Source organism: Halobellus limi, from assembly GCF_004799685.1.
Lineage (GTDB): Archaea > Halobacteriota > Halobacteria > Halobacteriales > Haloferacaceae > Haloquadratum > Haloquadratum limi.
Genome location: NZ_CP031311.1, coordinates 52102 through 64410 on the forward strand (window position 1 = coordinate 52102; position 12309 = coordinate 64410).

The following is a 12309-nucleotide window of genomic DNA, read 5'->3' on the forward strand; positions in this document are numbered from 1 at the left end:
TCACGCCGCGGGAGCCTATCCCCCGGAAATGGGATTCATCGCGGAGTACACCATCGATTCGCCGGTGATGGAGGAGACCCACGACCGCGTCCCCGAGGCGGTCCTAGAGATGGAGGACCTCCAGATCCTCCAAGACGGGCAGGCGAAGTACGTCTTCTGGGTCAGTAACGTCGATCCGGAGACGTTCGAGGCGGCCTTGTCCGACGATCCCTCCGTCGCGGAGTTCGCGGTTCTCACGAGCATCGGAGATCGGTCGCTGTACCGCGTGAACTTCACGTCCGAGGCGAGACGGAAGATGACCTACCCGGAGGCCTCGAACTTCGATATCGTCTTTCTGGGCGCTCACTCGACCAACGAAGGCGTTCACTTCCGCTCACAGGTCCCGACGCGGGACGCGCTCTACTCGTTTCGCGAGCGCTGTCGAGAGCTGGGTATCCCGTTCAAACTCGACAGCATCTACCAGGAGGGCAACAGCGATGCGCTCGACCAGTACGGACTCACCGACGCACAGCGTGAGGCGTTGGTGTTGGCGCACGAACGCGGATACTTCGAACCAACTCGGAAGGCCTCTCTGGAGGAGATCGCCTCGGATCTCTCGATCTCTCGGCAGGCGCTCGCCGGACGGCTCCGCCGGGGACACGCCCAACTCATCGAGAGCACGCTGTTGTGAGCGGTCGGACCTCGGAGTTCGCGACGGGGTCGAAACGAGGTAATAAAACATTACATAGTAAAGAGGTAGTGTAAGGTGTGCGTCACTCCTTCGGATAGACAGCCAGAGTGTGTGATACGATCGCACTCGAACGCACCAAAATGAGCAACTCACCGCTGACACAGATTCGCGACGACAAGAGCGCTCGATCGCCGATTCCGAAGGCGATGATTCACAAACGGATCCTCAGCGTGGCCGAGAGAGACCCGAACGCGACTGTCGGGGAGTTGTCGAGGTCGGTGAGCGGCGCTCGACCCGATCTCGTAGAGCGGGTTCTCGAGGAGTACGGCGATCCGGGCGACCGAGGAACCGAGACGGAGCGCGGAGGCGTTGCCGTCGACGCGGCAGGGGAGACCGACGGGATCGAGACGCTGGACTCCCCGGTCGTGGACGCGGAGCGAGCCGACTCTCGAACGGACGCGGAGCGAGCCGACCCCGAGGCCGACGCGGCCGCGACGACCGCGACCGCGGAAGTGGAAGACGAACAGGAGCGGGAGCTGAGCGCCGAACAGTACGAGATCCTCGCGGCGATCCGAGAGCACCCGAACGCGACGCAGCGGGACCTCGCAGACCTCGTGGGCGTGAGCTGTGCGACGATCAACCGGCGGGTCAACTCCATCGAGGGATTCGAGTGGGACGAGCGAGCGGCGTTCGCGACGTCGGCACTCGACGGGGAGGAGCGACGACGCTCGGACGGGACGCAGGACGGAGCAGGGTCGCCGTTACCCGGGACGGGCGACCAGTCCGAGGCGGGGTCGGTCGAGAGACAGGAGAGAGACGGGTTCCAGACGGCGGGTACCGGGGAGATCGGGGAAAGCCTCTTCGGCGACGTCGAACTGACGCACAAAGTCGTTCACGCGTGTATGGCCTCGGACCGGATCACGGAGGCCGAAGAGATGAAGATTCTGCGTGCGGTCCTCGAGTGCCGATAGGCACGGGTGGGGAAACGCCGAAATAGACGTTGTCGGCCCCGGCTATATCGAAGGGAGTGGCCGCCGAGTGAGGTCGCGGTCGAATCTGAGGGAGTGAATCGATCGCACGGGCGTTTTTGTATCCCAAACCGGGACGTGCAGCCATGATCTCGACGGGCATCGCGCTGGCGCTCGGAGCGTTGCTACTGTTCGGCGGCTGGGCGGTGACCGCGGGGCTCGCGACGCGGTCCGTGTCGGCCGTCAACGCCGTCTTTCTCTCCTACGTGGCGAGCATCGGAATAGCCGGCGCGTACGTCCTCCTCGCGAGGCGGCCGATCACCGGGACGCGGACGGACGTGGGCTTCGCCCTCGCTTCGGGCGTGTTTCTCACGGCGGGGAGCATCAGCTTCTACGCGGCGCTCACGCGGGGCAATATGGCGATCGTCTCCGCCGTCGCCGCGCTGTACTTCGTCGTGCCGGCGTTCGTCGGCGTCGTCTATCTTGACGTCGCGCTCAGCGCCGCGAACGCGGTCGGACTGGCGCTCGCCGTCGTCGCCGTCGTGCTGATCGCGCTGTGATCGGCGGTCGGAAGCCGCCGCAGTCCCCACACGGCTTTGACCCCGGAGACCGGAGTCCGCCATATGCCCGGAATGGACGAGGAGACGGCCGAACTGATCCAGTCGGTGCGGCGCGACCCGCAGCGGAAGGCGCTCGTCTCTCACCTCGCGGACGGCCCGAAGGCCGTGAAGAGCGGTTCCGACACCGCCGCGAACGCGGACACCGAGGCCCTTCTCGCGGAGTTGGTCGATGAGGGGATCGTCGAGCGCGACGGGGAGGCGTACGCCCTCACCGACTTCGGCGAGCGGGTCCACGAGTACGCCACGCGCGAGTGGAACCCCTCGAACGAGGGGACGAAGCGCGCGGCGACGTTCGATACCCTCGCCGACTGCGAGTGGCACTGTTCGGCGTGTGAACTCCCCAGTTCCCAGCCCGCGAAGGACATCCAGATGCTCCGCAAGGAGGGCTTCGAGTTCGTCCAGAACACCGGGCAGGGCCAGGGCGATTACCGTCACTGCGAGAACTGCGAGGACACGACCTTTCACAGAAAGCTCAAGTACCCGTTCCCGACCCAGAAGTCGATCACGCGGCAGGAGATGCCCGCCTCGTTCAAGCGCCGCGTTCGCGACCTCTACGGCGGCCGCGACGCGTTCGACGGCTCCTCGCCGAGCACGACCCTGGAGGTCGACCACCGCGTGCCCGAGGTCCGGTGGGAGGAGTCTGAGAACTACGACTACGAGTCGATGAGCGACGAGGAGGTCCGCGAACACTTCCAGATCCTCACGCGGACGCACAACCTCCTGAAGAGCCGGAAGTGCGAGGCGTGCGTCGAGAGCGGGGAGCGACCGCCGTTTATGCAGATCGAATACTACTACGAGGGAGGCCAGAAGTACGAGGAGGAGGTCGGCTGCGTGGGGTGCGGCTGGTACAACCCCCACGAGTGGCGGGCGTCGTTGCAGGCGGAACTGGACGGGTAGCTATCGGAACCGACAGCTCAGAGCCGCTCCGCGTCGGGGTCGACGTCGTGGCCGTCGACGATCCCGTTCGCTTCGAGGAGGTAGTAGAGCGCGACGTGCGCGAGGAACGCGGCGACGAGTCCGTTCAGCGCCGCCCCGACGGGGCCCGGAATCACCTGCGGGGCCGCGAGGCCCGGAACGACCTGTCCGGCCGTGAGCACGGCGACGACCGCCCCGACGGCGTAGGCGAGAACGCCGGTCCAGCGGACGCTCGCGAAGCGGACGTCCTCCATCTTCGGGACGCGCATCCGCCAGCACAGCAGGAAGTCGGCGATGACGACCCCGCCGAGCGGTGGCACGTACTGACCGAGCGTCGACAGCCACGGGATGAGGAGGCTGTCGGCGCCGACCAGTGCGAGGACGATCCCGATCGCCCCGCCGGCCAGGATGAACGGGCGCTTGCGGTCGAACTCGAAGGCCTCGCTGCCGGCGACGCCGAAGGCGTAGGCGGCGTTGTCGTTCGTCGTCCAGATGTTGAGGATCAACGCGAGGAGGCCGACCGCCGCGAGCCCCTGCGCCGCGAGCACCTCGTAGAGGTCGCCGGCGGGCGTGACGTCGTAGACCGACCCGCCGACGGCACCGGAGAGGAAGAGGAAGCCGTTCCCGACGAGGAACGCGATGAGGCCGGCCCAGAACCCGACGCGGGTGCTGCTCGCGAAGCGCGCCCAGTTCGGGGCCTGCGTGCCGCCGCTGATGAACGTCCCCACGACGATGGTGACGGCGGCGGCGAAGCCCATCTCGCTGCCGCTCGCGCCGCCGAAGAGCCCCGAGAGGCCGCCGACGTCCCCCACGGCGATGAAGATCGAGAGGAGGCCAACGACGACCAGGATCGGCACGGCCACGAGCGAGAGCCGCTCCATCCCCTCGTAGCCGAAGTACGCGGTCGCGAGGTGCAGGATCCCCCAGATCAGGATGAGCGCCGCGGTGAACGTCGGGGTGTTCAGATCGAAAAACGTCGCTGTCGGGATCGCGACCATCGGAATCGTGACGCCGAACCAGCCGACCTGCGTGCCGCCGAGGATGAGGTCTGCGAACTTCGCGCCCCAACTGCCGAAACTGTACCGCGCGAGGAGGACGGTCGTCAGCCCGGCCTTCGCGGCGATGCCGCACAGCGTCGCGACGTAGACGCCGAGGATCGCGTAGCCGGCGGCCATCGCCGTCAGCATCGGACCGAAGCCCATCGCCGCGCCGACCTCGGCACCGGCCCAGAGCGTGCCGGCGAAGAACACGAACCCGAGGAGGACGGCAGAGATGCTCACCAGGCCCTTCCGCTCGTCGCCGGGAACGTGATCGAGCGGGTAGTCGGGATCGGGAAGTTCCTCGTCGCCGAACACGAACCGTCGCCACGCGGGCGTGTCGTCTTCTGTTGCCATCGATTTCGGCTCACCGTCCGATTGTATAGTAATTGTGGATCCTGCCCACATTTGTGACGAACGGGATCGATGCGTCCGTCTTTCCGGGCAGTTCGATTGACATCTACGGGGGATGAATAGATCCCATTCGAATCTTTGCACGTCCGGGATCGATCAGACCATCACCCGGTCCGAGCCGGCGTTCGGGGACCGAGAGCGAACGCGTGGTTCCGGTTACCCAAAGCTGAAGCGTCGTTGCGGCCTCTGCTCGCGATATGGCCGAATACATCGTCACGAACGGCCGGACCGTGGCCGGCGACTCCGTCGACGTCGAGGTCCGTGCGGGAGCGATCGACCGCCTGGTTCCCGCGGGCGACGGCGACCCGGACGCGTTCCCCGCCGACCGTCGGTACGACGCCGACGGCCGGCTGGTGACGCCACCGCTCGTCGAACCCCACGTCCACCTCGACGCGACCGGAACGGCCGGCGATCCCTCCTGGAACGACAGCGGCACGCTCGCGGAGGGCATCGAGGTCTGGGCGGAGTACAAAGGCGACATCACCGTCGAGGACATCCTCGAACGAGCGACGCGGACGGTGGAGTGGTACGCCTCTCACGGCGTGACGCGCATCCGGACGCACGCCGACACGACCGAGCCGTCGCTGACCACCGTCGAGGCGCTGGTGGAGCTGAAGTCGCGGGTTTCCGATCTCGTGGACCTCCAGGTCGTCGCGTTCCCGCAGGACGGGATCCTCACCGACGAGTCGCACGAGGACCTGCTCGAAGACGCCGTCGAGATGGGCGTGGACCTGGTGGGCGGGATCCCGCACAACGAGTACACCCGCGAAGACGGCGTGCAGAGCGTCGGGATCGCGTGCGACCTGGCGGAGCGACACGGCCTCCCGCTGGATCTCCACATCGACGAGACGGACGACCCGAACTCGCGGTTCACGGAGGTGCTCGCCAGCGAGGCGATAAAGCGCGGGATCGGCGACCGCGTCACGGCGAGTCACACGACGGCGACGCACTCGTACAACAACGCCTACGCCGACAAACTGATCTCGATGCTCGCCGAGAGCGGCGTCTCCGTGGTGACGAACCCGCCAGATAACTCCGTCCTGCAGGGCGCGTACGACGACTACCCACGGCGGCGCGGTCACACCCGCATCGACGAACTGCGCGAGGCCGGCGTCACGGTCGGGATCGGCCACGACTCCGTGCTCGACCCGTGGTACCACTACGGCGTCGCCGACCCGCTGGACGCGGCGTTCATCCTCGCGCACTACGCCCACATGGCCGGTCGCGCCGACGTCGAGGTGCTCTGGGAGATGCTGACCGACGCCAACGCCGAGGTCTTCGACGCGGACGGATACGGTCTCAGCGAGGGCGACGAAGGCTCGCTCGTCGTCTACGACGCACCCGACGGCTTCAACGCCCTGCGGACGCAGGCCCCGCGGACGCTGGTGCTTCGAGAGGGCGACCCGATCGCGCGGACGGAGCCGAGCACGACGACGGTGCACCGGTCGGACGGGGCGGTCGACGTCGACTACAAGCGGTAGCGCCGACCGTCAGTCGCGGCCCGCGAGGGCGCGACCCGTCGACCGCGGGATCCCCGCGGTGTTTAAATACGATCGCGAACGAGATGCGGGCAGATTCCGAATGCCGGGTTCCGACTTCGATGGCTCCTCGATCAGGGTGCTCGATCTGTTCTGCGGCGGCGGCGGCCTCTCGGAGGGCTTCCTGCAGGCCGGTTACGACGTCGTCGCCGGCGTCGACGTCGACGAGGACTTCCTCGCGACCTACGAGCACAACCACGAGGACGCGCTCGCGATCCAGGCGGACCTCTCCGAAATCGGCCCCGAGGAGTTCTTCGCGGAGCACCCGGTCGACGCGGGAGAAATCGACGTCGTGATCGGCGGCCCGCCCTGCAAGGGGTTCAGCATCGCGGGCCACCGCGACCCCGACGACGAGCGGAACTACCTCGTCGGGAACTTCATCGACTTCGTCGAGTTCGTCGAGCCCGCGGCGTTCGTGATGGAGAACGTCCCGGGGATCAAGTCGATGGAGGGCGGGGACACCCTCCGGGCGATCCTGGAGGGGTTCGAGCGCGCCGGCTACGAGAAGCCGGCGTACGAGACGCTGAACGCCGCCGACTACGGGGTGCCGCAGAACCGCCGCCGGGTGATCTTCCAGGGGCGGCGCGACGGGTCGATCCCGACGTACCCCGAGCGGACCCACGGCCCCTCGAAACAGGCGACGCTCACGGGGAAACAGCTAGAGCCGTACGTGACCGTCGAGGAGGCCCTCCTGGAGCGGGGCGCGGACGGGGACGAGCGGCCCCCCATCGAGGCGTTACCGAACCACGAGAAGACGGATCACTCCGCGGAGATGGTCGAGCGGATTTCGGAGGTCGAACCCGGCGAGAGCCTCTACGAGAGTTACGGCGACAGCTGGCGGCGACTCCCCCGCGACGAGCCGTCGATCACGATCAAGGAGAACCACAACGCGCCGTTCGTCCACCCCGTCGAGGACCGCGTCGGGACCGTCCGGGAGTGTGCGATCCTCCAGTCGTTCCCCGACGACTACGTGTTCCAGGGGGCCAAGAGCACGCAGTTGAAAGTCGTCGGCAACGCCGTCCCGCCGGGGCTCTCGAAGGCCATCGCGGAGGCGCTGGCCGGGGACCTAGCAGAGATGGAGCGGAGTCCCGCCGCCAGCGCGGAGTGACAATGGGTCGGATGAGTCGTCGCCGTCGCGGTCGTCGTCGGGCCGTGTGAGCCGACTCGGACTTCGCTACTCCTCTTCTCGCCGCAGCACGTTGTAGCCCTCCAGCACCTTTCCGAGTCGGTGCATCGAGGCGACGACGACGTCGCAGGACGGCCGCACGGCGTCCTTCGGGACGTAGCCCACGGACAGTCCGGCGACCTCCAGCATCGGCAGGTCGTTCGCGCCGTCGCCGACGGCGATGGTGCGAGAGATCGGCACGTCGAGGTCGGCGGCGAGTGACTCCAGGGCGTCGTCCTTCGTCCCGGTGATGAGCGGCCCCTCGACCTCGCCCGTGAGACGGCCGCCCGCCATCGGGAGGCGGTTGGCGACGATGGTGTCGACCGCGACGCCCTCGCGTTCGAGGGCGCGCTCGACCCCACGCTCGAACCCGCCGGTCAGGATCGCGACGTGGTGCCCGGCCTCGCGGAGGCGGTCGATGAGTTCCGCCGCGCCCGGACGGAGTCGGACCTCGCCGAAGGCCTCTTCGGCGTCTTCCTCGGAGAGGCCGTCGAGCAGCGACGCGCGCTCTCTCAGACTCTCCGCGTAGGAGAGTTCGTCGTTCATCGCTCGGTCGGTGATGTCCTGCATCCGCTCGGCGACGCCCTCGCGCTCGCCGAGCAGCACGGTCATCTCCGAGTCCGAGAGCGTTCCGTCGAAATCGAAAGCCACGAGTCGCATACGCGGGGAATCGGCGTCGGCGCTTTTCAAATCACCTATCGAGCGGCCGCCTCCGGCGGTCATCGAGCGGTGGCCTCCGACTGTCGAGACCCACGAGAAACGGTAACAGGCCACAGAGACCCTGTGAGACCGATGAAGAAACGTTTAACCGGGAACCAGAGATGGGTTAGTATATGAAGGTCCTTATTACGGACCCGATCGACGACGCCGGCCTGGAACGCCTCCGAGAGGCGGGCCACGACGTCGAGACGGCTTACGACGTAGACGGTGAGGCGCTTCTGGAAGCAGTCGCGGACGCCAACGCGCTCGTCGTCCGGTCCGGAACGGAGGTGACCGAGGCGGTCTTCGAGGCCGCCTCGGACCTCGTCATCGTCGGTCGCGCCGGGATCGGCGTCGACAACATCGACATCGACGCCGCGACCGAACACGGCGTCATCGTCGCGAACGCGCCGGAGGGGAACGTCCGCGCGGCCGCCGAGCACACCGTCGCGATGTCGTTCGCCGCCGCGCGCTCGATCCCGCAGGCCCACGCTCGTCTGAAGACGGGCGAGTGGGCGAAAAGCGACTACCTCGGCACGGAACTCAACGGCAAGACGCTCGGGATCGTCGGCCTCGGTCGGGTCGGCCAGGAGGTCGCAAAGCGACTCGACGGTCTCGGAATGAACCTCGTCGCCTACGACCCCTACATCAGCGAGGAGCGCGCCGACCGACTCGGCGCCGAACTCGTCGAGTTCGAGACGTGTCTGGAACGGGCGGACTTCCTCACCGTCCACACGCCGCTGACGCCCGAAACGGAGGGGATGATTTCGACTGGAGAACTGGAACTGATGGGCGGCGGCTACCTCGTCAACTGCGCCCGCGGCGGCGTCGTCGACGAGGACGCGCTCGCCGCGGCGGTCGACGACGGGGTCCTCGACGGCGCGGCGATCGACGTGTTCGCCGAGGAGCCCGTCTCGCCGGACAGCCCGCTGCTCGACGTCGACGACATCATCGTCACCCCGCACCTCGGGGCGTCGACCGAGGCCGCCCAGGAGAACGTCGCGACGTCGATCGCCGATCAGATCGACGCGGCGTTCGCGGGCGAACCGGTGATGAACGCGCTGAACGCCCCCTCGGTGGACGAGAGCGTCTTCCCGCGCATCCGCCCGTACATCGGCCTCGCCGAGACCGCCGGGAAGGTCGCCGCACAACTGCTCGACGGCCGGATCTCCTCGGTCGAGGTCGCCTACGAGGGCGACATCGCCGAGGAGGACATCGAACTCGTCACGGCGTCGGCGCTGAAGGGCGTCTTCGAACCGCTTGAGTGGCAGGTCAACGCGGTCAACGCGCCGCAGATCGCCGAGGAACGCGGCATCGACGTGAAGGAGTCGAAGCGGCTCCAGTCGGAGGACTTCCAGAGCCTCGTGACCGTCACCGTCGGCAACGAGGACGATTCCCTCAGCGTCTGCGGGACCCTCTTCGCCGGGGACGACCCGCGGATCGTCCGTATCGACGGCTACCGCGTCGACGCCATCCCGCACGGCAAGATGCTCGTCGCACGCAACGCCGACAAACCGGGCGTCATCGGTTTCATCGGCTCGGTGCTCGGCGAACACGACATCAACATCGCGGGGATGTTCAACGCCCGCCGCGACGAGGAAGGCGGCGAGGCGCTCACCGTCTACAACCTCGACGATCCCGTTCCGACGGACGTCGTCGAGACGATCCTCGCCGACGACCGGATGATCGACGTGAAGTACCTCACCCTCAACGGCGCGGACGACGACGAAGAGTAATTCGGCGGCGCAGACGGCGAAGGGGAGTTCGACGACGAAGAGTAGTTCGACGACGCGGACGGCGAAGGGGAGTTCGACGACGAAGAGTGATCGATCGGAGGGGGCGGGCGCGCAGAAACTATCGTCGGAGGAATTCCGGGCGTTCGTCAGGCGTGGCCCGGGAGACGAGCGCGTCGACGAGGCGGCCGGGTCGCGTCTCCGCTCCCGAACGTTCCCGCTCCGCTTCGAGTTCCTGATTGGCCTCTTTGAGACGGTGCTCGTACTGATCGAGCACGTACTGCTGCTCTCGACCACGGCGGTCGAGTTGCCGTGCCAACCGCGTGTTCTCGCGTTCGAGCCGTTTCGCCTTCTCGCGCATCCGTTCGTTCTCACGCTGGAGTTCGACGACCAGATCCAGCAGCGTCGACGCCTGGAGGGTGACGTCGACGCTATCGAGGGGCGCCCGGTGACTCGCGGTCGATCCGCAGTCGTCGCGGTCGGTCGGTCGTCGTCTGTGTATCGCACTCGCCCGCCGATCGTCCGTTATGTCCGCCCGTCGAACGTCCGTGGCTGCCTGTCGAACGTCCGTCGCGCCCGCCCCTCGGCGGGGCTCATCTCGATACGCGGAGGCGACGTCACCGCAGCGGATATCGAGGCCTGCTCTGGTACCGCTCATCGGTCCCTCGGAGAACTCTGCGGACATGCGTGTTAATTGTCACCGAGTGACTAAGAAGACCCGTCAGACACGGGACGAACGGACGTCAGCCAGGGTCGAGGAACGGGTCGGAGAGCCGCAGCCCGAACAGTCGTATCGGCCGAAAATACGACAGTTCGACCCGCGAGAGGAGAAAACGCGTCAGCGGTCAGTTCGCGCCGATGTGATCGAGGATCGCCCCGAGGTCGTTCGGAACGGGTTCGGGCTTCCCGCCCGCCTCGAACGCGGCGTCGGGGTCCTTCAGCAGGTGGCCGGTCGTGAGGCAGACGACGTCCTCGTCGGCGTCGACGACGCCCCGATCGCGGAGCTTCTTGAGCCCGGCCACCGAGGCCGCCGAGGCGGGTTCGACGCCGATTCCCTCGCGGGCCAGGTCGCGCTGGGCCTCGGTGATCGACTCGTCGGAGACGGCGACCGCGGTACCGCCGGTCTCGCGGATCCCCGGGAGCGCCTTCGGCGCGTTGACCGGGTTGCCGATGCGGATCGCCGTCGCGCGCGTCTCGACCTCCTCCCAACGCTGGGTGTCGTCCCAGCCGTTCTCGATCGCCTCGACCATCGGGGCGGCCCCCTCGGCCTGGACGCCGGTGAGTTTCGGTACCTCCGCGGGATCGAGCGCGCCCGACTGGACGAGTTCGCGGAACGCTTTGTACAACGCAGAGGTGTTGCCCGCGTTGCCGACGGGCAGGACGATGCGGTCCGGGAAGCGGCCGTAGTCGTCGCGGAACTCCTCTAAGATTTCGAGGCCGATCGTCTTCTGTCCCTCCAGCCGGAAGGGGTTCAGCGAGTTGAGCAGGTACACCTCGCCCCGCTGGGCGAGTTCCTGGACGATGTCGAGACAGGCGTCGAAGTTGCCGTCGACTTCGAGGATGCGCGCGTCGTGGAGCGCGGCCTGGGCGATCTTGCCGGCCGCGACCTTGCCGGAGGGGAGGAGCACGAGCGTCTCCATCCCGCCGCGAGCGCCGTAGGCGGCGAGGGCCGCGGAGGTGTTTCCGGTCGACGCGCACGCGAGTCGGCCGACGCCGAGTTCCTTCGCGACGCGGACGCCGACGGTCATCCCGCGGTCCTTGAACGAGCCGGTGGGGTTCATTCCCTCGTGCTTGATCCGGAGCGTCTCGACGCCGACGTCGTCACGGAGCCGCGGGGCCTCGTGCAGCGGCGTGTCGCCCTCGGGGAGCGTGACGCCCTCCTCGAACGGGAGCGCGGCGCGGTAGCGCCAGACGCCCCGTCCCTGCCCCTGGAAGTCTTCGAACGTCGGCGGCTCCGCGTAGCGCACTTCGAGCAGGTTGCCGTCCTCGCCGGTGTATCGGATCTCGTCGAACGGGGCGTACGTTTCGCCCGTCTCGATGTCCGCGAGCCAGACGCCGTCGTCGGCGACGTCGGGGGCGTCCGGCGCGGGAGCGGTGAGTTCGAGGCTCATTGTCGAATCCCTCGCGTTCGGGCGTGAAAAGGGGGGCGGTTCACTCCTCGTCGGCGCCGTATTCGTCGATGCTGCGGTGGACGCGCTCGACCCACTGATCGAGCGCGTCGTGGAGCATCTCCTTCGCCTGCGGAAGCTCCGTTCCGGTGTACTGGTAGATGTAGCCGCCGGAGTCGAGCAGCCGTCGCTCGCGCTCGGCGAGCCCCTTCTCCATCAGCGTCGTCAGCGAGCGGTTGACGTTGCTCCGGTCGCGGTCGAGGATGTCTGCGAGTTCGGCGACCGTGCTCCCCGGATTGTCGAGAAGCGTGAGATACGTCCGGCTCTCGTGGCGCTGGATCCCGAACACGCAGGCGAGGACCTGCTGGAAGCCCGGATCTTCGGTCTCCAGGAGGTCGCTCATCTCTGGCACGTCGCTCATACCATCTCCTTCACCGCCGCC

Annotated in this window: 12 protein-coding genes; 7 read left to right on the plus strand and 5 right to left on the minus strand. The window is 67.4% G+C overall.

Annotated features, from left to right (window positions below; translation table 11 throughout):
* Positions 1–28 precede the first annotated feature (28 nt).
* The 4 genes from DV707_RS00250 to DV707_RS00265 all read left to right on the plus strand — a co-directional run bounded on the left by DV707_RS00250 (position 29) and on the right by DV707_RS00265 (position 3155).
* Positions 29–670, plus strand: a complete 642-nt coding sequence (locus tag DV707_RS00250; RefSeq protein WP_103991163.1) for a helix-turn-helix domain-containing protein — start codon at positions 29–31, stop codon at positions 668–670.
* A gap of 140 nt (positions 671–810) precedes the next feature.
* Complete coding sequence (locus DV707_RS00255; protein ID WP_103991162.1) at positions 811–1641, plus strand: winged helix-turn-helix transcriptional regulator; 831 nt, start codon at positions 811–813, stop codon at positions 1639–1641.
* A gap of 143 nt (positions 1642–1784) precedes the next feature.
* Entirely contained in the window at positions 1785–2198 is a 414-nt protein-coding gene (locus DV707_RS00260) for an EamA family transporter (RefSeq protein WP_103991161.1), read from the plus strand.
* A 63-nt stretch (positions 2199–2261) separates the two neighbouring features.
* Complete coding sequence (locus DV707_RS00265; protein ID WP_136361775.1) at positions 2262–3155, plus strand: hypothetical protein; 894 nt, start codon at positions 2262–2264, stop codon at positions 3153–3155.
* Positions 3156–3172: 17 nt separating this feature from the next.
* On the opposite strand, the gene codB is transcribed toward DV707_RS00265, so the two are convergent.
* A complete protein-coding gene (gene codB / locus DV707_RS00270) occupies positions 3173–4567 on the minus strand; it encodes a cytosine permease (RefSeq protein ID WP_103991159.1) in 1395 nt (464 codons plus the stop codon).
* A gap of 254 nt (positions 4568–4821) precedes the next feature.
* Between codB and DV707_RS00275 the strand changes: the two genes are divergently transcribed.
* Together DV707_RS00275 and DV707_RS00280 are read left to right on the plus strand one after the other, a co-directional pair.
* A complete protein-coding gene (locus DV707_RS00275; protein WP_103991158.1) occupies positions 4822–6105 on the plus strand; it encodes a cytosine deaminase in 1284 nt (427 codons plus the stop codon).
* Positions 6106–6205: 100 nt separating this feature from the next.
* On the plus strand, positions 6206–7270 hold the full coding sequence (locus DV707_RS00280) for a DNA cytosine methyltransferase (RefSeq protein ID WP_103991157.1): 1065 nt from the start codon (positions 6206–6208) through the stop codon (positions 7268–7270).
* Between the two features lie 66 nt (positions 7271–7336).
* Here DV707_RS00280 and serB read toward each other — a convergent pair whose 3' ends face one another.
* Positions 7337–7987, minus strand: coding sequence for a phosphoserine phosphatase SerB (gene serB, locus DV707_RS00285; protein ID WP_103991156.1), 651 nt, complete (start codon positions 7985–7987; stop codon positions 7337–7339).
* 173 nt (positions 7988–8160) lie between these two features.
* Here serB and serA point away from each other — a divergent pair, with 173 nt between their 5' ends.
* Complete coding sequence (gene serA / locus DV707_RS00290; protein WP_103991155.1) at positions 8161–9762, plus strand: phosphoglycerate dehydrogenase; 1602 nt, start codon at positions 8161–8163, stop codon at positions 9760–9762.
* A gap of 118 nt (positions 9763–9880) precedes the next feature.
* Here serA and DV707_RS00295 read toward each other — a convergent pair whose 3' ends face one another.
* The 3 genes from DV707_RS00295 to DV707_RS00305 form a co-directional block, all read right to left on the minus strand.
* Complete coding sequence (locus tag DV707_RS00295; protein ID WP_136361776.1) at positions 9881–10417, minus strand: hypothetical protein; 537 nt, start codon at positions 10415–10417, stop codon at positions 9881–9883.
* Between the two features lie 187 nt (positions 10418–10604).
* On the minus strand, positions 10605–11870 hold the full coding sequence (gene thrC / locus DV707_RS00300; protein WP_103991153.1) for a threonine synthase: 1266 nt from the start codon (positions 11868–11870) through the stop codon (positions 10605–10607).
* A 40-nt stretch (positions 11871–11910) separates the two neighbouring features.
* Positions 11911–12288, minus strand: coding sequence for a helix-turn-helix domain-containing protein (locus DV707_RS00305; protein WP_103991152.1), 378 nt, complete (start codon positions 12286–12288; stop codon positions 11911–11913).
* Between the last annotated feature and the right edge of the window lie 21 nt (positions 12289–12309).